Annotated in this window: 13 protein-coding genes; 4 read left to right on the top strand and 9 right to left on the bottom strand. The window is 61.9% G+C overall.

Features of this window, described 5'->3' with window-relative positions; genetic code table 11:
* Positions 1 to 16: 16 nt before the first annotated feature.
* Entirely contained in the window at positions 17 to 1,642 is a 1,626-nt protein-coding gene (locus tag B5E41_RS15230) for a thiamine pyrophosphate-dependent enzyme (RefSeq protein ID WP_088394873.1), read from the top strand.
* 21 nt (positions 1,643 to 1,663) lie between these two features.
* Here B5E41_RS15230 and glgB read toward each other — a convergent pair whose 3' ends face one another.
* From glgB to B5E41_RS15245, 3 genes are read right to left on the bottom strand one after another with little or no spacing between them, the layout of a single operon-like run.
* Positions 1,664 to 3,862 (bottom strand): 1,4-alpha-glucan branching protein GlgB, encoded by a 2,199-nt coding sequence (gene glgB, locus B5E41_RS15235; protein ID WP_088394875.1) that lies wholly within the window; start codon positions 3,860 to 3,862, stop codon positions 1,664 to 1,666.
* The gene (gene treS / locus B5E41_RS15240) at positions 3,859 to 7,140 is read right to left on the bottom strand and encodes a maltose alpha-D-glucosyltransferase (protein ID WP_088394877.1); all 3,282 of its coding nucleotides are present in this window, start codon (positions 7,138 to 7,140) and stop codon (positions 3,859 to 3,861) included. Before treS ends, glgB begins: the two co-directional genes overlap by 4 nt.
* Positions 7,141 to 10,368, bottom strand: a complete 3,228-nt coding sequence (locus tag B5E41_RS15245) for an alpha-1,4-glucan--maltose-1-phosphate maltosyltransferase (RefSeq protein WP_088394879.1) — start codon at positions 10,366 to 10,368, stop codon at positions 7,141 to 7,143.
* Positions 10,369 to 10,627: 259 nt separating this feature from the next.
* On the opposite strand from B5E41_RS15245, the gene B5E41_RS15250 reads away from it, so the two are divergent.
* The 3 genes from B5E41_RS15250 to B5E41_RS15260 all read left to right on the top strand — a co-directional run bounded on the left by B5E41_RS15250 (position 10,628) and on the right by B5E41_RS15260 (position 12,726).
* Complete coding sequence (locus B5E41_RS15250; RefSeq protein ID WP_088394881.1) at positions 10,628 to 10,990, top strand: hypothetical protein; 363 nt, start codon at positions 10,628 to 10,630, stop codon at positions 10,988 to 10,990.
* Positions 10,991 to 11,060: 70 nt separating this feature from the next.
* A complete protein-coding gene (locus B5E41_RS15255; protein WP_088394883.1) occupies positions 11,061 to 11,942 on the top strand; it encodes an MBL fold metallo-hydrolase in 882 nt (293 codons plus the stop codon).
* Positions 11,943 to 11,952: 10 nt separating this feature from the next.
* Positions 11,953 to 12,726: a phosphotransferase gene (locus B5E41_RS15260; RefSeq protein ID WP_088394885.1), complete on the top strand. Its 774-nt coding sequence runs from the start codon at positions 11,953 to 11,955 to the stop codon at positions 12,724 to 12,726.
* Here the strand turns inward: B5E41_RS15260 and B5E41_RS15265 are convergent, their stop codons facing one another.
* The 6 genes from B5E41_RS15265 to B5E41_RS15290 form a co-directional block, all read right to left on the bottom strand.
* Positions 12,727 to 13,770: a magnesium and cobalt transport protein CorA gene (locus B5E41_RS15265; protein ID WP_064807578.1), complete on the bottom strand. Its 1,044-nt coding sequence runs from the start codon at positions 13,768 to 13,770 to the stop codon at positions 12,727 to 12,729.
* Between the two features lie 289 nt (positions 13,771 to 14,059).
* Complete coding sequence (locus B5E41_RS15270) at positions 14,060 to 15,511, bottom strand: NCS1 family nucleobase:cation symporter-1 (RefSeq protein WP_088394887.1); 1,452 nt, start codon at positions 15,509 to 15,511, stop codon at positions 14,060 to 14,062.
* 214 nt (positions 15,512 to 15,725) lie between these two features.
* Positions 15,726 to 16,877, bottom strand: coding sequence for an alpha/beta hydrolase (locus B5E41_RS15275; RefSeq protein WP_176439400.1), 1,152 nt, complete (start codon positions 16,875 to 16,877; stop codon positions 15,726 to 15,728).
* Positions 16,878 to 17,060: 183 nt separating this feature from the next.
* Positions 17,061 to 20,132, bottom strand: a complete 3,072-nt coding sequence (locus B5E41_RS15280; RefSeq protein ID WP_088394889.1) for an efflux RND transporter permease subunit — start codon at positions 20,130 to 20,132, stop codon at positions 17,061 to 17,063.
* The gene (locus B5E41_RS15285; protein ID WP_088394891.1) at positions 20,129 to 21,214 is read right to left on the bottom strand and encodes an efflux RND transporter periplasmic adaptor subunit; all 1,086 of its coding nucleotides are present in this window, start codon (positions 21,212 to 21,214) and stop codon (positions 20,129 to 20,131) included. The genes B5E41_RS15280 and B5E41_RS15285 overlap by 4 nt, the downstream gene beginning before the upstream one ends.
* Positions 21,211 to 22,284 carry an efflux RND transporter periplasmic adaptor subunit gene (locus B5E41_RS15290; protein ID WP_088394893.1) on the bottom strand — a complete coding sequence of 358 codons (1,074 nt, stop codon included), beginning with the start codon at positions 22,282 to 22,284 and terminating at the stop codon, positions 21,211 to 21,213. The genes B5E41_RS15285 and B5E41_RS15290 overlap by 4 nt, the downstream gene beginning before the upstream one ends.
* Positions 22,285 to 22,388: the final 104 nt, after the last annotated feature.

A 22,388-nucleotide genomic window follows, 5' to 3' on the forward strand; every position in this document is an offset into this window, starting at 1 on the left:
TCGTTGGAGCCTCCGAATGAGCAGGAAAGAAACGACCGGCCAGGCGATCACCCGTTCGCTGGTCGCCCATGGGATCGACACGATCTTCGGCATCCCCGGCGCCCATATGTATGATTTCAACGACGCGCTTTATGACGCCGGCGATAAGATCCGGTTCATTCACACCCGGCATGAACAGGGCGCGGCCTACATGGCTTACGGCTATGCCAAGTCCACCGGCCGGATCGGCGCCTATACCGTCGTCCCCGGCCCGGGCGTCCTCAATTCGGGCGCGGCCCTCTGCACCGCTTACGGCGCCAACGCGCCAGTGCTCTGCATCACCGGCAACATCATGTCGCATCTGATCGGCCGAGGCAGAGGACAGCTGCACGAACTGCCGGATCAACTCGCGACAATGCGCGGGATTACCAAGATGGCCGAGCGCATTAACCACCAGTCCGAGGCCGGTTCCGTTATGGCCGGGGTCGTCGCCAAGATGCTCTCCGGCCGTCAGGGGCCGGGAGCGGTCGAAGCCCCTTGGGACGTGTTCGGACAGTCCGCCCCTGAAATCGACGTTCCCGTTGGCGCGAGAGCGCCTCATCCGGCAGTCAATCCCGATCAGATCGCTGCCGCGGCGGCGCTGATATCAGGCGCCAGCAATCCGATGATCATGGTCGGCGGCGGCGCGGCGGATGCCGGAGCGGAGATCGCCGGGCTTGCGGAACTGCTGCAGGCGCCGGTGACATCGCATCGCTCAGGCAAGGGCATCGTGCCTGACGACCATCCGAACTATTTGAATTTCGTAGCCGCCTATGAATATTGGAAGAAGGTCGACGTGCTGATCGGGATCGGCAGCCGGCTCGAATTGCAGTTCATGCGCTGGAAGTGGCTGCCCGAGGGGCTCAAGATCATTCGCATCGATATCGATCCAACCGAAATGGTCCGGCTCAAGCCTGATGTCGGCATCGTCTCGGACGCCAGGGATGGAACGCAGGCGCTGATCGATGCGCTGGGCGGTTCCAGCCGTGAGGATCGCGCGCGTGAATTTGCCGAACTCAATGAAGAGGCAAGGTCTCGTTTTTCGGCGGTGCAGCCACAGCTTGGCTATCTCAAAGCCATTCGCGAAGCCCTGCCGAGAGACGGCTTCTTCGTCGAGGAAATCAGTCAGATGGGCTTTACCGCCCGCTTTGCCTTCCCGACCTATGGCCCTCGCCAATACGTGACATGCGGCTACCAGGACAATCTCGGTTTCGGCTTCAATACGGCCTTGGGCGTGAAAGTCGCCCATCCCGATAAAGCTGTGGTCTCCGTTTCGGGCGATGGCGGCTTCATGTTCGGCGTCCAGGAACTTGCCACTGCCGTCCAGCACAAGATCGCCGTCGTCGCCATCGTCTTCAACAATTCCGCCTACGGCAATGTGCTGCGCGACCAGAAGCAGACCTACAAAGGCCGCACTCTCGGTTCGGATCTGACCAATCCCGATTTCGTCGCCCTCGGCGAGAGCTTCGGCATCCGATCTTTCAAGGCGACGAGCCCCGGGGAGTTGAGAGACATACTGGAGAAAGCGCTCTCACTCGATGAGCCCGTTCTGATCGAAGTTCAGGTCGAAAAGGGCTCGGAGGCAAGCCCCTGGCCTTTCATCCATCCGGCTCCGCACGAATGACCGGAACGACGTGAAGCCCTATCAAGGCGACTTGAGAAAAATCGTTGCCAGCGGCGGCAGCGTCAGCGAGAGCGAATGCGGCCTGCCGTGCGCGGGTACGGGTTCGCTCGACACTGCGCCATTGACGAGGCCGGAGCCGCCATATTCGCGCGCATCCGTCGTCATCCGCTCGATCCACACGCCGTCCTGCGGCACGCCGATCCGGTAGCCGTAACGCGGCACCGGCGTGAAATTCGAGACGGCGAGAACCGACGAGGCACGATTCTCCGCGTAACGCAGCATGCCGAGGACGGAATTGACGGCATCGTCCGCCGCCGCCCATTCGAAGCCTTCGGGATGGAAATCGCCGAACTGCAGGGCCGGCTCTTCGGCGTAAAAGCCGTTCAAATCCTTGACCAGCCGCTGAATCCCGGCATGGGCCGGCCGGTCCAGCACGTCCCAGGCGATTGACGCGTCATGGTTCCACTCGCCCGGCTGGGCGATCTCGCCTCCCATGAACATCAGCTTCTTTCCGGGATGGCCCCACATGAAGGCGAGGTAACTGCGCAGATTGGCGAATTTCTGCCACTCGTCGCCCGGCATCTTGCCGAGCAGCGAGCCTTTTCCATAAACGACCTCGTCGTGCGAAATCGGCAGGATGAAGCGCTCGGAATAGGCATAGATCATGCCGAAGGTCATCGTGCCGTGGTGATAGCTCCGGTAGACGGGATCTTTCTCGATATAGCTCAGGCTGTCATGCATCCACCCCATGTTCCACTTGATGTCGAAGCCGAGCCCGCCCTCTTCCGGCGGCTTGGTGACACCTGGCCAAGCCGTCGATTCCTCTGCGATCGTCATGGCATGCGGGCAGCGCTCGTGAACGATACTGTTCAGATGCTTGAAGAATTCCACCGCTTCCAGGTTCTCACGGCCGCCATATTGATTGGGAATCCATTCCCCCTCGTTGCGGCTGTAGTCGCGGTAGAGCATCGAGGCGACGGCATCGACGCGTAATCCATCGATATGGTAGCGTTCGAGCCATTCGAGCGCGCTGGCGATCAGGAAGCCTTTTACCTCGTTGCGGCCGAGATTGTAGATCAGCGTATTCCAGTCACGATGAAAGCCTTCACGCGGGTCCTCGTGTTCGTAGAGCGCGGTGCCGTCGAAGCGGGCGAGCCCCCAGACGTCGGTGGGAAAATGGGCCGGCACCCAATCGAGGATGACGCCGATCCCGGCGCCATGGCAGCGGTCGATGAAATAGGCGAGATCCTCAGGCGTGCCATAACGGCCGGTCGGGGCGAAGAGGCCGAGCGGCTGATAACCCCAGGAGCCGCCGAAGGGGTGCTCCATGATCGGCAGCAGCTCTATATGGGTGAATCCCATCTCGCGAACATAGGGAACGAGCCGCTGGCTGAGTTCGGCCCAGTCGAGCGACCGCCCGCCATTCTCCCGCAGCCAGGAACCGGCATGCACCTCATAGACGGAGATCGGCCCTTCCAGTCTTTGCTCTCGCGACCGGCCCTTCATCCAATTGTCATCCGTCCATCGAAACCGTGTCGAGGATGCGACGATCGAAGCCGTGGACGGGGCGGCTTCGCTGGCTCTCGCCACCGGATCCGCCTTCTGCGGCAAGCAATTTCCATGCGGATCGATGATCTCGAACTTGTATCTTTCGCCGGGCGCCAGCCGGGGCATGAAAAGCTCCCAGACGCCGGCGGACTGCCGCAGCCGCATCGGGTTTCGCCGCCCGTCCCAGGCGTTGAAATCGCCGACAACCGAAACGCGGCGGGCATTCGGAGCCCAGACGGCGAAGCGGACGCCCGCGACGTCGTCGACCGACATTTCAACGGCGCCAAGCGTCCGGCTCAGGCTGTAATGGGTGCCCTCGGAGATCAGGTGGAGATCGAGCTCCCCCAGCAGAAGCCCGAAGCTGTAGGGATCCTCGGTGATCTGCTCGCCATCCGGCCATGTGATCCGCAACCGGTAAGGCATCCTCGAACCCATCGCCGCCGCAAACAGGCCTGAGGGGTGAGCGATGCTGAAGGGTGTCACCACTCTGCCGCTCGCCGCTTCGATGAGATCGACGCCTTCGGCACCCGGCAGATAGACGCGCACTATCGTCATGCCGCCGCTTTCATGCGGACCAAGGATCGAGAACGGATCGCCGTGGCGTCCCTCGATCAGGGCCCAAAGGGCATCATGTCCGATGCCGGCGAGAAGTTCCGAGCGTTCAACATTCATGCCCTGACCCCCACTAAGCGCGATACGATTTCGGTAAGGCCGGCGAGCGGGATCGGCAGCCATTTCGGCCTGATGCGGGCCTCATAGGCGATTTCATAAGCGGCCTTTTCGAGAAGAAAGGCATCGAGAACCCTCCGTCGTTGTTCGGTCGGCATGGCGAGCGCCTTCGATGCGGAGACCGCTTGCCAATAGGCATCGAGAAAAGCCTGTTCGGCATTGCGCCCGAAGCGGGCGATGGCGTTACGGCGCACCTCGTTTTCATGTTCGGTGACCGCGTCATTGTCGAGTTGCGCGGTGGCGACGAGATAGCTCAGCGATCTCAAAAGTCCGGCGACGTCGCGGAGCGGAACGGTCTTGGCGCGGCGTTCGGCGAGGTTCTTCGCGGGTTCGCCCTCGAAATCGATGATGACGGCATCGCCCTCGCTGACCAGGATCTGGCCGAGATGGAAGTCGCCATGCGTGCGCGTCATCAGTGTGCCCCGAGCACTCTCCGCCAGGCGCGCGCCAAGTTCGACGAGTTCGGAGCGGCGTTCCAGAAGAGGGCGGGCGAGCAGATCGATCGCGGGATCGGCATTCTCGTCGCGTTCTGCCAGTTTCGACATGGCATAGGCGACCTCGCCCGCCACCGCCTTCTTGATTGCCTCGACCTCATCGTTACCGGCGACGACGGGACTGAAAGCCTCGTCGGCGTTTTCTCCGGAGAGGACGACATGCAATTCGCCGAGCCTGGTGCCGACCATGGCAACGAAGCTGATCAGCGGCCGGAAGACGTCGTCGCCAGGCTCGACTGCCGGATCGTTCAGCACGAGCTCGTCGGCCGCGCGGCGCAAATTGTTCAGCATCCAGTTCCAGGCGTCGCCCTGGTTACGGATCGCACCCTGGACTATGATCAAGGTCGAGCGGCGGCCGCTGGAATCGGTGTGCGCGATCTCGCCGAGCAACGGCGCGGTGTGATCATAACCCGCGCAGGTCAGAAACCGCGTCATTTCCACCTCCGGATGGACGCCCGGAAAAATGTGCCGGATCAGCTTGATCATGGCGACGTCGCCGACGATCAGCGAACTGTTCGATTGCTCGGCAGAGAGCCAATGAACCGGCATGTCGTCGGTAACCTGCAGGCGATCGAGCCGTTCGGTGCCGAGAAATTCGAGGGTGCCGGTACGTCCGGTAATGCGCGAGCGGTCGGCCAGCCCGCGCAGAATGCCGCGCGCCATCGGCTCGATCGCGAACCCATCCGTCAGGAAGCCGACCCGCCTGCCCTGACGAACCCGCCCAAGCGCGAGCTGCTGCGTCAGAGCGGAGGGTTGCGCATCATCCCAGGCGACAGCCAGCGGCAACTGATAGGATTCGCTGTGATCCGGCAGCTCCACCTCCAACTCGCCGAGAACGATCCCGTCGGCATAGGGGATTGGCGTTGCCGAGATCAGCCGAGCCGCCTGAAGCGGCTGGTCCTTCGCCCCGAACCAGCGCCGCTTGGCGAGATAAGCGGGCAGAATTTCGTTGCTAAGGACGCGCCCCAACCGCGGCTCATCGACGAGATCGAGCAGACCGCGGCGGATCACCATCGTAACGAGGTCGGGAAGCTGTTCCGGCGGCGCGGTGCGCCATGCCGGCGGATCGGCATCCGCTTCCAGCTGAAACCAGAAGAAGCCATAGGGCGGCAGCGTCAGGAGATAGGTCAGTTGCCCGATCGGCGGAAAAGGCGACATGCCCGTCAGTTCGATCGGCACGCGGCCCTCGAAGGCCGAGAGGTCGAGCTCGACCGCCTGGGGCAGTCGCGAGAGGTTTGCGACGCACATCAGCGTCTCGCCCTCATATTCCCTGAGATAGGCCAGGATCTTGCGGTTCTCAGGCGAAAGGAAACGCAGCGAACCGCGTCCGAAGGCCGGATGCCTGCCACGCAGCGCCAGCATCTTGCGCGTCCAATTGAGCAGCGAATGCGCATCGGTGCTCTGGGCTTCGACATTGACCGCTTCGAAACCGTAGAGCGGATCGGCGATCAGCGGCAGGACGAGGCGCGCCGGGTCCGTCCGAGAAAAGCCGCCGTTGCGGTCGGGAGACCATTGCATTGGCGTCCGCACCCCGTCGCGGTCGCCGAGATAGATGTTGTCGCCCATGCCGATCTCATCGCCGTAATAGATCACGGGCGTTCCCGGCATCGACAGAAGAAGCGCGTTCATCAGCTCGATGCGCCGGCGGTCGCGCTCCATCAGCGGCGCCAGGCGTCGCCTGATGCCGAGATTGATGCGGGCGCGCTTGTCGGAAGCATAGGTCTCCCAGAGATAGTCCCGCTCGGCGTCGGTGACCATCTCGAGCGTCAACTCGTCATGATTGCGCAGAAAGATCGCCCATTGGCAATTCTCCGGGATTTCAGGCGTCTGACGCAGGATGTCGGTGATCGGGAAGCGGTCTTCCTTGGCGATCGCCATATACATGCGCGGCATCAGCGGGAAGTGGAAAGCCATGTGGCATTCGTCGCCTTCGCCAAAATATTCGCGCGTGTCCTCGGGCCATTGATTGGCCTCGGCAAGCAACATCACGCCGGGATGAGTAGCGTCGAGAGCGGCACGGATGCGCTTGAGGATCGCATGGGTCTCGGGAAGGTTTTCGTTGATCGTCCCCTCGCGCTCGACGAGGTACGGGATCGCGTCGAGGCGGAAACCATCGATGCCCGTTTCCAGCCAGAAGCGCATCACCTTCAGCAGCTCCTCCATCACAAGCGGGCTATCGAAGTTGAGGTCCGGCTGGTGGGAATAGAAGCGGTGCCAGTAGTAAGCGCCGGCGACCGCATCCCATGTCCAGTTGGATTTCTCCGTGTCGAGGAAGATGATGCGCGTTTCCGGGAATTTCTGATCGCTGTCCGACCAGACATAGAAATCCCGTTCCGGCGATCCCGCCGGCGCCTGGCGTGCGCGTTGAAACCAGGGATGCTGGTCAGAAGTGTGATTGATGACGAGCTCGATGATGACGCGGATGTTGCGCTGATGGGCGGCGTCGACGAAAGCCCGGAAATCCTCCACGGTCCCGTAATCCGGGCTGACATTGCCGTAGTCGGCAATGTCGTAACCGTCGTCACGACGCGGTGAGGGAAAGAAAGGCAAAAGCCAGATGGCGTTGACGCCGAGTGCTGCGACGTGATCGAGCTTCTGGTGCAGGCCGGCAAAATCGCCGACGCCATCGCCATTGGCGTCATAGAATGACTTGATGTGCAACTGGTAGATGATCGCATCCTTGTACCAGAGCAGCGGGTCGACGCTACTGGGATTCATCGTGTCCATTCATGCCTCCGCTGCGCGAACGCGCCAGATCGCAAAGGGCAGGATCTGAGGATTGAAACCCACTCTCTGCCGCTTGCCGTTCCACCTGAACCGTTGCCCCGAGACCAAATCCTCGGCGTCGAGCGCGCCGCCATCATCCAACGACCACTTCCAAAGCGGCAGTTCGACATCGCTTTCCTGAAAATTATGGGGGTCAAGGCTGATCGCGATCAGCAAGACATTGTCGCGGGCGCGGCTCGCCTTCTCGAAGAACAGGATGTTGTCGTTCCAGGCGGTCAGCAGCGTCAGCCCGAGATGCGAATGCAGCGCGGTGTTTTCGTTCCGGATGCGGTTCAGCATCCGAATTTCGGCAATAATGTTGCCTGGCCGGTCGTAATCCCAGGCGCGGATCTCGTATTTTTCGCTATCGGCATATTCCTTGCGCTTGGCGTCGGGACGCCCCTCGCAAAGTTCGAAGCCGTTATAGACGCCCCACAGTCCGGAAAGCGTTGCGGCGAGTGCCGCGCGGATCAGGAAGGCCGGACGCGGCGCGTTCTGGAGAAAATCCGGATTGATGTCATGGGTGTTGACGAAGAAATGCGGGCGGAAGAATTCCTTCGGCGCCGTCTCGGTGAGCTCGCGCATATATTGCTCGAGCTCCCACTTGGTATTGCGCCAGGTGAAATAGGTATAGGACTGGGAGAAGCCGATCTTCGCCAACCGGTACATGACCTTCGGTCTGGTGAAGGCTTCCGACAGGAAGACGACCTCGGGATGGTGCGCCCTGATATCGCCGATCAGCCATTCCCAGAACGGAAAGGGCTTGGTGTGCGGGTTGTCGACCCGAAACAGCTTGACGCCCTGGTCGACCCAGAGCTGGACGATGTCCCGGAGTTCCACCCACAGAGAGGGCAGCGCGTCTTTCGTATAGAAATCGACATTGACGATGTCCTCGTATTTTTTCGGCGGGTTTTCGGCATATTTGATCGTCCCGTCGGGCCTCCAGTCGAACCAGCCAGGATGCTCCGTCAGCCAGGGATGATCCGGCGAAGCCTGGATCGCAAGATCGAGCGCGATCTCCAGCCCATGCCGGCCCGCCTCCTCGACCAGCCGGCCGAAATCCTCGAAATCGCCGAGCTCGGGATGAATGGCATCATGGCCGCCCTCCTCTGAGCCGATGGCATAGGGACTTCCGGGATCGCCGGGTGCTGCCTTCAGGCTGTTGTTGCGCCCCTTCCGGTTGGTCGTTCCAATCGGATGGATGGGCGGGAAGTAGAGCACGTCGAAGCCCATATCTCGGATATCCGCCAACCTCGGGATGACATCGTCGAAGGTGCCGTGCCGGTTCGGATCGCCGCTCTGGGAGCGCGGGAAAATCTGGTACCAGCTGGCAAAGGCTGCCGATTTGCGTTCGGCATCGACGGCGCTCGTCGTGGAGCGAAGACGGAAAGGCCGCCTGTCTGCCTTGTTCATCAACTCGGAGGTCTCGGGGTCGAGCAGGATTGCCGTGCGCCCGGAATCCGACGCGTGTTCAAGACTGTCGATGAGCACCTGCAAGTCGGCGCCGAGTGCCGGCGGCGCTTCGGCCTTCGCGGCGCGAACGAGGTTCAATCCCTCCTGAAGCTCCAGCTTCAGATCCAGCCTGGCATCGTTCTTCTTGGTCAGTTCGTAGCGGAAGATCGCGAACGGGTTCTTCCACGCTTCGACCGCGAACTCGTAGCGCCCGATGCGCTCCAGCAGGAATTCGGCGCGCCAGCGGTCGTTCTCGACCAGCTGCATCTCGGTCTCTTTCCACTCCGCCAAAGGGTCGTGCGGCCGCCAGAGCAGGACGGCCGCGATCGGGTCGTGGCCGTCGGCGAATATATCGGCCTCGACGGTGACGGTCTCGCCGACCACACGCTTGACAGGAAAGCGTCCGTCATCCACCCGCGGCATGATGTTTTCGATGGCAAGCCGCGGCGAAGCGATCGCCTGCTCGACGTCGAGGGCAGGCATGGATGCGATCGGCTCCGGCGCTTTGGCTTCGATGATCCGGGTCTCCCCTGCCCGCAGGCGCAGGACCGCGCCATCGGCCGCGACGGGAAGATAACCGGAGGCCGCCTCGCGAAGCGCCGTCATCGGCGCGGATGCGCTTCTCCGGAGGTCCCGATTAATCAGGACGAACCGTACATTCGATGCGCTGCGAAGATCCTGCTCCTCGGATTGCACAAGCGCCGAAACCGACCCGTTGGCGTTGCGGATCAGGCGGAGCGATGGAGCGCGCGCCTGGCCCGCCCTGCCGATCTCGGCATTGGCGACGCGTATCTCGGAGGAGATGTCGAAGGCGAGATCATGGCGCAGCTTCCGCAGCCCCGAATCATCGCCGTGGGTCGGATCGAGCGGCGTCGCCGCACCATATTCGAAACCGATCGGAACCATGAGGCCGCCGCCGAGCGAGGCGGCAAGCCGCAGCGCTCTGACGGCACGCCGCTCGAGGATTTCACGGCTCTCGGTCCCATGCGCAATCCGTCTGGCAAATGGCGGCTCGGGAAAGGCGACCTGCCAGCCGAGCGCCTCCTGGACGCGATGCTCCTCGACGAACCATCTCTCGTCGAGATCCCACCAGGCCATCGATGAAAAACATCCTGAAAAGCCCGCATCCGCGATCGCTCTTCTTACCGCAAAATCGGTGCCGGGCGTCCAGGCGAGGAATTGCGCGTCAGCCTTCTCGCGCACCGAAGCGATCAGCGATTTGAAAAGCGCCGGTGCGGCGCGATCGATCCCGAGCACCCGGTAGCCGGATAGGCCGAGCCCGGACAGCCGCCGCAGCCGTTCGGTCCACTCCCCCAACAAACGCAGTTGCCGCTCGGACCCGATCGTATTCATCGGCTCCGCCGGATCGAGCGGCGAGCGTCGAGGATCGACCGGACGAAAGCCCGCTTGCGCATCGCCGACTTTCCCGTCGAGCATCAGGTCCATCATCAGGCCGACGCCGCTCTTGTCAGCAGCCTCCGCCAAGCGCGATATCCCATCATCGACCGCGCTTCCGAGCTGCAGTTCAGGATCGAGTCGATCGAAATCCCGGGAGGTAAAGACGCTGCAGTCCCCGCCTCGGTCGAAGAGCGGCGCCGTCAGAACATAATCAAAGCCGGTATCCGCCGCATGGCCGAAAACCTCGCGCCATGCATCGATGCCTTGGAGAAGTAGCGGGTTGACATAATAGATCCGGGGTGGGGTGCTGAGCGCACCCTGCTTCGCAGAGAGTAACATCGGCCGCCGCCTCGTGTTGCTTTTCAGGCAAACTTCTTTTGACGGAGGTTGTTCCACTCAAGTCGTCAATTCACGGGTGCATGGGACATGGGAAGACGGGACGCGCCTGCGCGGCGAGATGGGACATCACATCTTCAGGCAGGTCGATCTCGCGCAACGAGAGAAGGAAGTCCTCACGATTTGCCGGTAGAGATATCGCCGCCACGCGCTAAAAGACCTCTGACTGTTTCCGATCCGGAACGAGCGGTTGAGCCCATCAATGCTTAGATCAATAGTCTTCATCACCGCCCTTACGGCTTGCATACCCTGCCTCGCCTCCTGGAGCCTCGAGACCGATCGCTCGACACCTGATAAGCACGGCCTGTTCGAAATCCGCGAGGAGGCCAGGCGTTTCATCGCACAGGAGAACGCCAAGGGGCACGAGCGCTGTGACGTGCTGGAACCGAACGCGAAGGTGCTGGTGCCTCGATGCGCCGTCCCGCTCCAGGCGCAATGGACGCCGAAGAGCCTCGGCCGCTCGAAGCCCAGTGTGATGGTGATCTGCGCGACCGCCGTGCCGAACGCCGTGATGGAACGGTGGGATGTGCCAGTGCCGGTGGAGCGGAAATCGGCGAGCCCTTAGAGAGCGAGCATCCAGACGAGATTTGATATAGTAGATAATATCACTGCAATTGCAACGAAGGCGGGCAGACTTGAACCCAGCGGTAGAATTGTGCTCCCATCCCGGACTTGACCAGCGCATCGTTATCCTCCGGGCGGGAGACGAGGTCGATGCCGTGTTTGTGCGGACCGATAGGTTCAATGTCCTGATCGATACGCTCGGCACGCCCGAACTGTGCCGGATGGCGCTGGATCTGCTTGGGGAAAGAGGCGAGGATTGCCCGCTGATCGTCGTCAATTCGCATATGGATTGGGATCACTTCTGGGGAAACTCTGCGGTTTCAGGGCGTGCTCCGATCATCGCGCATGCCGCAGCGCTCGACCGCCTGCGTGATGCCTCCACGCACCAGATCCTGAAGGACAAGGCGAGACGGGAATCGCGGTTTGTAGACGTCGAACTCATCGGCCCCGATATCACCTTCTCCGGCTCGATCGTCCTGAACGGCGGCGATCTGACGCTGGAACTCATTCATACGCCGGGACACACGCCTGACCATATCGCCATCTGGATTCCGGAACTCCGCATCTGCCTGGCCGCCGACGCGGTGGAATATCCCATTCCCGAAGTCTGGAGCAGGAGTGCCGATGATCTTCGCCAGATCCGCTCCTCGCTCAGGCGGATCCGTGACCTTGATGCGAAACTGGTCATTCCCGCGCACGGCAGAACATCTTCGCCTTCGGCGGTGGATGAAAATCTTGCTTATTTCGAAGCCCTAGCTGTTCGCGTCGGCGGCCTCAGTGAAAGCCAACTGGCCGATCCTGAACTCGGCAGTACAAGTGGTTTCCGGCTTGAAGACTTCGTCGCCATTCCCGGCGGGATGCCTTCGGACACGGCGGCGTTCTACCGGAACTGCCATGAAACGAACCTTGCCGCTACGGTTCAGGCCCATATCGAAAAACTGAAATCTGCGTAGGAGGCCATGCGTGAAATTATTGGAGGGCGGGCGAACCGGGCAGATATGGCGCGACGGCGATACCGTCATCAGACCATCAGGCGCATGGACGCCCACCACGCACCGGTTCTTGCGCCATCTCAGACGCAATGGCTTCCCGGCGGCTCCGCAGCCCATTCAAATTACCGGCGACGATCAGGAGCTCGTCAGCTACGTCGCCGGGCGCGTCTGCGAAGACCTCCGTGATCCCCTTGTCGGATCAGAGCGCATGCTGATTTCCGCGGCGAGACTTCTGCGCGATTTTCATACAGCATCTCAGGGCTTTCTGGAATCGGATGACGATGCTCAGATATGGATGCTGCCGGCGCAGGAGCCGCGTGAGATCGTCTGTCACGGAGACTTTGCGCCGTACAATGTCGCCACCGTCGATCAGGAGGCTGTCGGGATCATCGATTTCGACACTGCCCATCCCGCCCCGCGCCTCTGGGATCTCGCCTATGCGGTCTATCGCTGGGCACCCCTCTCCGATCCTGCCAATCCCTCCGTGGCATTCGGTCTGGACGACCAGCTGCGGCGGGCGAAAATCTTCTGCAACGCCTATGGCGCGACGATGGAAGAACGGCGCCGGCTTCCCGAGATGATCTGCAGCCGGCTTCAAGCCCTTGCCGATTTCATGTTGGCAAGGGCTGCGGCCGGCGACGAGACCTTCGCGGAAGACGTCGACGCAGGAGACGCCAGGCTCTACCTGAACGACATCGGCTACATCGGTATACATCGAAATCGGCTGTTGAAAGCGCTGTCCTGACTAAAGCCATTTTCGCCGGCGGAAGAAGCCGAAAAGGCTGAGGCACAGAACGGCGATGACGCCCAATACGACGAAATAGCCGTACTGAAATTTCAATTCCGGCATATCGCTGAAATTCATGCCGTAGATGCCGGCGATCGCGGTGGGAACGGCGAGGATCGCCGCCCAGGCGGCGAGCTTGCGGGCGATTGCCGTCTGTTCCGTCTGGCCGATCATCACGCTGGCTTCGAAGGCGAAGGCGAGTACCTCGCGCAATGCATCGATATCCTCCTGAACCCGGCGCACGTGATCGGTCACATCGCGAAACAGCGATTGCAGCGTCGGATCCATGCCCGGAAGATCGATATGCTCGTATCGCCGGCAGACGTCGACGAGCGGCACCACTGCGTTGCGCAGCCGCAGAAGCTTGCGCCGCAGCATGTAAAGCCGCTCGATGTCGGATTTTCCCAGCTGTTCGCGCAGCACGAGATCCTCGAGCATCTCGACCTCTTCCTGCACCACCTCGATGACAGGCATGTAGTTGTCGACGATGAAATCGAGGATGGAATAGAGAATGTAGTTCTCGCCATGGGCAAGGGCGGCGGGCGTGGCCTCGCAGCGCTGCCTGACCGCGAGATAAGAGGAGGATTCGCCGTGGCGAACGGAGACGACGTAACCGCGGCCGACAAAGAGATGCGTTTCGCCGAAGACGATTTCACCGTCCTTCATATGGGCGGTGCGGGCGACGATGAACATCGCCTCCCCGTAAATTTCCAGCTTCGGGCGCTGGTGGGGCTGCGCCGCATCCTCGATCGCCAGCGGATGCAGATTGAACTCGGCCTGGATCTGATGCAGCAGCACTTCATCCGGCTCATGCAGACCGATCCAGACAATGGCATTCTCCCGGTTTCGCCACTCGCCGGCTTCCTCTATTTTGATGTCGCGAATACGCTGCCCATGCTCGTAGACAGCTGCGGCCACGACGCCGCGCCGCTCGTAAGGAGGCGACGCCGACCCGTTGCCGACCCGCGCGGAAACACTGTCCAGATCCTTCAGCCGTTCCAAATCCTGCCGTCCTCCCCGTCCTGCGGATCACGTATCCGCACCAACGCCGGTCAGGCGTTGCGCCGATCATAATGCCATTTCGCAAAACATGCATCCGCTTCGGCACAAGCATAAAAGAGCCGATGCCAAACAGCCTCTGCGTCGCCCATCGCGTTTCCGTGGAGATATCGTCCCAATCCTGATCGATGTAGCGTCAGTCTGTTGAGCGTATAGTCGCCCGCTCCCGGGGCGGCAGCTTATGAAAACGGAACATGAAGGCGCCCGGCGATGGCCAGGCGCCTTTGTTTCGTCATGAGGCGAAGGCCGGATTGCGCCGCGCGCCCATTCTCAGCACGAAATAGATCGCCCCGCCGATGGCGACGCCGAAAAACCAGCCATAGGTGCCCCACCAGTCTGGCAGGATGGAGGTGAAGGTCGGCAGGATCGAGGAGAACAGCGCACCGACCGCAAAGGCGATGAAGGCATTGCCGTGCCAGCCGTTCTGGAACCGGAATTCGCCATTCTCCTGATAGAGCGCCTCTACGTTCAGCTGGCTCTTCCGAATGAGATAGTAGTCGACCATCATGATGCCGAAGATCGGCCCCATCGTCGAACCGATGAAGTTGACGAAGTGCGCCGCACCCGTCTCCCAGGGAGCAAACGGATAGAGCACGAGGGCAATCAGGGCGGCGATATATCCGCCGCGCTTGAAGTTGATCTGGCGTGGGAAGACATTGGCAAAGTCGAAGGCCGGCGAAACGAAATTCGCCACGACGTTGATGCCGAGCGTTGCCACCGCGAATGTCAGCGCCGCCAGCAACGCCAGGAACCAGCTGTCGAATTTCGCCGAGATCATTTCCGGATGCAGCAGGACCTCGCCGTATACGGTGAAGGCGGCCGTGGTCGTGACACCGGCGACGAGGCAGAATGCCAGGAGGTTGATCGGCAAGCCCCAGAGGTTGCCCTTCCGCAGCGCCTTTTCGCTCGTTGCGTAACGCGAGAAGTCGCAGAAGTTCAGGTAGAGCGCGGCGAAATAGGTAATCCAGGTGGCGGCCACAGCGGCAAGTGCGGCAATGGAGCCGGGCTCGCCCGGCACGCCGGCATCCTTGGTCTTTTCGATCAGCACGTCGCGCGGGATTTCGGAACCGAAGGAGAAGGTGCCGGATTTGGTGACGAGATAGACCGCGAGGATCAGCATCATGATCCAGACGGCAGGACCCGCCCAATCCTGGAACTTGCGGACCGTTTCCATGCCGCGCTGAATGATCAGCAGCTGCAGCGCCCAGACGATGATGTAGCAGATAAGCTCGAGGGTCGAATGGCCGAGCATGTGGCTGTTCTGATGGAAGGCGAGCAGGCTCTCGTTGCGGATCAGCAAAGCGACGATCGCGCCGGATGCAGCGGCGGTCTGCGCGCCGTACCAGAAGCAGGCGACGACCGCCCGGACGAGTGCGGGAACGTTGGCGCCGAAGGTGCCGAAGGAGGCGCGCGCCAGAACCGGAAAAGGGACACCGGTGCGCACGCCGGCATTTCCGACTAGGCTCATCAGGAAGAAGATGACGAGAGAGCCGATACCGATGGCGATGACGAAGTTCACGAAACTGCCGCAGAGCAGAAACAGGCTCGCCGCCAGATAATAGCCCCAGAGGCTATGGACGTCGGACGTCCAGACGTTGAAGATGCTGAACGCACCCCACTTACGCTCCTCCGCGGGCGCAAGATCCTCGTTGTACAACGAGGGAGACGGATTTTGAATGCTCATAATGCCCTCCCATATCCCCAGTGGCCGACTCGGCCACGATGGAAGTCTGCGCTTCATTTAGGCATCTGACAATTTAATAGTCAGATTGTACACAATCCTGATGATCAGAATGGACAGGCTCCCGACCTGGAGCAATTCCAGAAAAAGTGCGAGCGGTTTTCCCAGGCAGAGCGCGAAGCGCTTTTGCCGGGAATTGCGTAAATTCAAAACCGCTTTATTGGGAGCGAACGACATGTCCCGCCAGGCGAAACGAGCTTGCGACTGCAGCGCCTGCGGCATCGAAGACGAAGGCGCCGACGTCGCCGGCGGTCGACCGGCCGCCGCTCTCGAAGGAAGCAAGCTGGGCGCCGAACTTTGCGAGCGATGCGTAGCGGTCGTGGCCCAACCCATCGGAGGTCTTGACCGAGGTAATGTCGATGACCCGCAGCCTCGCCTGCAAGGCCGCCTCCTGGATGACAGGATCGTCGATATCGAGGCGGCCGACGCGCGCCCGTTCGCCGGCGATGAAGCTTGAGGCAACAAGCGCCCGGTCGTCCTTGGAAACCAAAAGGGAGATCGGGCTCGGCATTGGACCGATGTCCTTCAGCTGCGACCGGAAGACATCGACGTCGATGTCAGGAGCGGCGAGCACCACCGCCAGCTTGCCGATGACGGCGTCGCGATGCTGCAGCTTGAGTTCTCGCACCGTTTCCACCACCAGGAACCCGCCCATGCTGTGCCCGAACAGGATGATGCGCTTCACCTTGCCCGATGCCGAGAGCAATGTGACGAGGGAATCGAGTTCGCTGCGCGAGGAAAGCGCAGCGTCGCGATCGGCGACATATCCGGCGACGGATGCCGCCGAAGGCCAGGAAAACAGGATCGGAGCGCCCGAGATCTTCGCATCGGCGGCGATCTGGGCGATGCGGTAAAGCGCTTCCTGATAACTGTAGTTGTAGCCATGGACGAAGATGCCGACAGTGCCGTCGGGCTGCACGGCGGCGAGCACCTGCTGCACGAAAGCATCCTTCGGCAGCCGCCTGCGCTCGACGACGGCAAATTGCCGCTCCGGATCCGGCTTTGCCTTGGGATAGGTGATTGCGGTATCCTTCCTGCCGGGAGGAACGGAAAACGCATACTGCTCATAGGTCAGCTTCCCGGCCCATGTGCTGTCGAACCCGCCCCTCACGCGATCGGGCGTTCTGTTGGTCGCGACGAGCACACTCACCCTGTCTGGAGCCGTTTCCGAACGGGCCGGCTCGCTGAGATGAACAGGCGTCAAAACTTCAGGCGATGGCCGCGTGGCACAGCCCGCAAGCATCGCCAGGCCGATGGCGAAGATGATCGCCGGCATTGCCTTTGGCAGGCCTCGGAAACGTCGCTGCATTATCGATCCGTTTCCCTCAAGGCCAGACGCTCTCCGGCGTGTGGCTCTGCCCACGTCATCATTCGCCATGCCGTTCCCGCCCGGTGTGGGACGGCATCGCCCGCGCCATCCCACCCACTTCGTCGCGGCCCGTGTTGCGGCCGCCGCCGCGGCGGCCGTAGGCGGTGGCCGTCGAAGCTCACCTCATGCCTCCGCGGTGGCTTCGGCCCGAACAGCCTCATCCCTCGGGATTCTGAACCATGCGACGTAGAGGGCCGGCAGGAACAGCAGGGTGAGCGCGGTTCCGATAACGATGCCGCCCATCATGGCGTAGGCCATCGGCCCCCAGAAGATCTCGCGCGAGATCGGGATCAGCGCGAGGGTTGCCGCCGCCGCCGTCAGCATGATCGGCCGCATGCGGTGTTCGGTCGCCTCGATGACCGCGTGCCATGGCGCGACCCCTTCGGCGCGCAGATGCTCGATCTGCACGACCAGGATGACCGAGTTGCGGATCAGGATGCCGATCAGCGCCAGCACGCCGAGGATGGCGACGAAGCCCATGGGCGCATTGCTGAGCAAGAGCGCCGTGACCACGCCGATCAGGGCTGTCGGCGCCACCGCAAAGACCAGGAACAGGCGGCTGAAGCTCTGCAGCTGGATCATCAGGATCGTCGCCATCGTAAACAGCATCAGCGGAGCCACGGCCGCGATCGGTCCTTGCGCCTCGGCGCTGGATTCGACGGCGCCGCCGATTTCCACCTTGTATCCGACGGGAAGGTTCTTCTGGAATTCCTCGACCTTCGGCTTCAGCTGATCGACGATCGTGGCCGGCTGTGTCGAACCGATGACGGCTGCCTTGAGCGTGATCGTGGGCTGCCGGTCGCGACGCCAGATCGTCGGCTGCTCGAGCTCGTAACGGAAATTCGCGACGGCCGACAAAGGCACGACTTTGCCGTTGGAGGTGGAGAGCTGCAGATTCTGAAGGGTCTGGATGGAGTCGCGCTCTGATGCCCTGGCACGCCCGACGACGTTGACCAGGTAGATATCATCGCGAATCTGCGTTGCCGTCGAACCTTCGACGATGCCATTGAGCGCGGTTGCGATGTCCTCGGAGGAAACGCCGAGCTGGCGCGCCTTGTCCTGCAAGACGTCGACCTTCACAACGCGGGAGGGCTCGTTCCAGTCCAAGACCATGTTCGACAATAACGGATGGGTGCCGACAACGCCCGCAAATTGCTGGGAGATATCGCGTACCTTCTGAATATCCGGGCCGCTGATCCGGTACTGGACCGGTTTGCCCACCGGCGGGCCGATATCGAGAAGCTTCACGAAGGCGTCGGTGCCCGGGAAGGTCTTCGTCAGATAATCCTGCAGCTCCGCCCGCACCTTGTCGCGCACGTCGAGGCCTTTGGTGACGATGATGGTCTGTCCGAAGGTGACATCGGGCGTCTGCACATCGAAGGACAGGATGAAGCGCGGCGCGCCCTGGCCGACATAGGTCGTCCAGTGATCGATATCCTTATTATCGGCCAGCATCTCCTTTTCGAACTTGGCCATCTGCCTGTTGGTCTCGGCAATCGAGCTGTTGTGGGGCAGGTTCCAGTCGATCACGAGCTCGGTTCTGTCCGAGTTCGGAAAGAACTGCTGCTGCACCAGCCCCATGCCGCCGACCGAAAGAGCGAAGACGCCGACCGTCAGCACGATGGTGACCCAACGCCAGCGCATCGCCAGCCCCAAAAGCCAGGAGAACACGGAGGCGAACCGTCCCTTCTTCTCGTGATGCGACTTCATGGTCTTCGGCAGGATGGTGACGCCGAGAAGCGGCGTGAACAACACGGCGACGATCCAGGAAACAACCAGCGAAACCGCAATGACCACAAAAAGCGTAAAGGTGAATTCGCCGGCGGCGCTGCTGTTGAGGCCAACCGGAATGAAGCCCGCGACGGTGACGAGCGTCCCGGTCAACATCGGGAAAGCCGTCGATGTATAGACGTGGGTAGCGGCTTTTCTCAGGTCATCGCCCGCCTCCAGACGGGCGACCATCATCTCGACGGCGATCATGGCATCGTCGACGAGCAGGCCTAGCGCAATGATAAGCGCGCCGAGCGAGATACGCTGAAGCGAAATGCCGGAATATTCCATCACCACGAAGGTGATGGCGAGCACGAGAGGAATGGAGATCGCCACCACCATGCCGGCGCGGGCGCCGAGGCTGATGAAGCTGATGACCAGGACGATGACGATCGCTTCAAAGAGCGCGCGGGTAAAGCCCGAAACAGCTTCGTCGACGACGGCCGGCTGATCGGAAACGCGGTGGACATCCACGCCGATCGGAAGATCGGCGACGACCTGTTTCATCCGCGCGTCGAGCGCCTCGCCGAACTCCAGCAGGTTGGCGCCCTGCTTCATGCCGATGGCAAGCCCGATCGCGGGCTCGCCGTTGAAGCGGAACAGCGCCGAGGGCGGATCGACGTAACCGCGCTTGATCGTGGCGACATCGGTCAACGGGAAGAAGCGGTCGTTGATGCGAAGGTTGATCGAGCGAAGGCTTTCCTCGGAGGTGAACTGTCCGCTCACCCGCAGGGCGATGCGCTCCGGACCGGCATCGACGAAGCCGGACTGGGTGACTGCATTCTGAGCCTGCAGCGTCTGAATGACCGACTGCTGGTCGATGCCGAGCGCTGCGATCTGGCGCGTAGAGAATTCGAGATAGATTGCCTCGTCCTGGGCGCCGATCACATCGACCTTGCCGACATTCGGCACCGTCAGAACTTCGGAGCGGGCATTTTCAACGAGATCGCGAAGCTGGCGCTGGGTCAGCCCGTCGCTGGTGAAGGCGTAGATGTTGCCGAATACGTCGCCGAAGCGGTCATTGAAGAAGGGACCGACGACCCCGCTTGGGAAATCGCCCTTGATGTCGGCGATCATGTTGCGGATGCGCAGCCAGGTCGGCGCGACATCCTTAGCCTTGGTCGTCGGCAGCAGCTCGACGAAGACGGTGGTCTGGCCGGCGACGGTCTGGCTCTTGGTATAATCGAGCGATTCCAGTTCCTGGAGCTTCTTCTCGATCCTGTCGGTCACCTGCCGCGTCACTTCCTCGGCGGAGGCGCCGGGCCATTGCGCGGTGATCACCATGGTCTTGATGGTGAAGTTCGGATCTTCCTCGCGGCCGAGGTTCAGATAGGAGAAGGCGCCGGCGAGAATGAAGACGATCATGAAGTACCAGACGAGCGAACGGTGTTCGAGCGCCCAGTCGGAAAGATTGAAGGACTTCACTGGCTGATCTCCTGATCGATCCTGATGGCCTGGCCATCTTCAAGTTTATGCACGCCCGCCACGACGACTCGCTCTCCGGGAGCGAGCCCTTCGGTGACGCGGACGTTGCCGCCGTCGGTTAGTTCGCCGTCGATCTTGACGCGGCGAAGCGCCACCTTCTTGGCCGGTACGTCGACGATCCAGACGCTGGCGCCGTCGGTGCCGGCAAGAATCGCTGAGGAAGGCAGCACGATCTCGGGATCGGCAGCGATGGTTGCGGAGGCTGTGATGACCGCGCCGAGCCTGAAGGCTTCAGGCGGATCGGCGAGCGCGATCTTGGTCCTGCTCGTGCGGGTCGCGGTCTCGGCCTCCGGTGCGATCTCGCGCACGATGCCTGTCGTGCGGATCGAAGGTTCGAGCTGCAGCGTCACCTCGAAGGGCGCGCCGATCTTCAGTTTCTGTGCCGCGGCCTGGGGCACGTCGACCACCGCGTCGCGCTTGTCCGGCCGCGCTATCGTGACCACCGTCTGGCCGGCCGAGACGACCTGGCCGACCTCGGCCGAGGTCGCCGTCACGACGCCATCGAATTCCGCCTGAAGCTGCGCGTAACCGAGCTGCTCCCTGGCCTTGTCGAGATTGGCCTGCGCTTTGGCGACGGCGGCTGCGGCCGTCCGTCTCGCCTGTTCGGCCTCTTCGAGCGAGGCTTCCGTTCCGGAGCGCGATTCCACCAGCGCGCGCTGGCGCTGTTCCGTCGTCACCGCGTTTCGAAGCTGGGCGTCGCTGTTCTCGACATCGGACTGGGCGCTGCGCACGGCAAGCTCCAGCGCCAGCGGATCGATGGCGGCAACGACATCACCCTTCTTGACGACATCACCGACATTGACGTTGCGAGCGATCATCCGCCCGAGGATCCGGAAACCGAGATCGGTCTCGATCGTCGGCTGGATCGTGCCGGTCAGGCCGAGGCTGGTCGCGGGTGTCTGCTTGACCGTCATCGACAGCACGGGACGGGGCGCTTCACCAGTGCTTTCCTCCTGCTTCGTGCAGGAGGAGATCAGGGCCGTACCCATCATCAGTGCGATTATCTTGGGACGAATGCTCACTTGGATGCTTCCTTGACATAAGACACGATTTCGCCGGGCCTGAGGAATTTGGTGCCGTCGGTCACCACGACGTCCCCTGCCGACACGCCCGACTTGACGACGAAGCTGCCGGTCTCGTAGCCGGCGACGTCGATCGCCCTTACCGAAACCGCAGAGGATGCGGGATCGACGATCCAGACTGCCGGCTTCCCCCCCTTGGAGGTCATTGCCGACCAGGGCAGCTGGATGACGTCCTGCGGGACGTAACTGAACTTTCCGACGACGGGAGCGCCGAGTGGAATGGGAGCATCGCTCGACAACGCAACCTTGACCCTGATGGTGCCGGTGGAAGAATCGATCGTCGGCGAAATCTCGCGCACCTTCGCCGTGATCTTCTGCGAGGGGTCCGACAGAAGGGCCACTGTGCCGTCGCCGTCGATCGGACGGAGGAACGCGCTTTCGACCACTTCGAAGACGGCATCCCGGTCGCCATCATGGGCAAGGGTGAAGACGACCTGAGCCGCCTGCGCCACCTGCCCGACCTCGGCATTGCGGGCGGTGATCACCCCATCGGCATCGGCCTTCAGCTGGGTATAGGAGAGGGTGTCCTGCGCTGTTTCGAAGAGCGCCTGCGCCGACTTGGTCGATGCCTGCGCCGTCAGAAGCGCCTCCTGCGCCTGGTCGAGCGCGGCGCGCGTCGTCACCTGGGTCCGAAACAGGCTCTGCTGGCGGTCGAAGGCAAGCTGCGCCTGGGTCTGCTGCGCCTCGGCGGATTGGAGATTGGCGGCGGCCACATCCAGGTCGGCCTTCTGCTCTTCCGGATCGATGCGCGCCAGCAGCTGCCCCGCCTTTACGGACTGCCCGACCTCGACCAGCCGTTCGACGATCTTACCACTGACGCGGAAGGACAGATCGGTCTGAACACGGGCGCGGACCTCTCCCGTCAGCGAGCCGCCATCACTCAGCGGCTCAGACCTGGCGACGACGACGCCGACCTGCCGCGCGGCAGGTTCGCTCGGCCCGCCCGGCTCGCTGCAGGAGACGAGACCGATCGTGCATACGATCGCTGTGGCGACCAAAATGGTTCTCATAGTTGACCTCTTGCTCTCAACGGCAACTGCTATATAATTGACTGACGGATTAGTCAATGAAACTTTTGCCATAGGGGCGACGGTACAAAACAAGGGAGGCGAGA

The organism is Rhizobium esperanzae, from assembly GCF_002204185.1.
GTDB classification, from domain to species: Bacteria; Pseudomonadota; Alphaproteobacteria; order Rhizobiales; family Rhizobiaceae; genus Rhizobium; species Rhizobium esperanzae.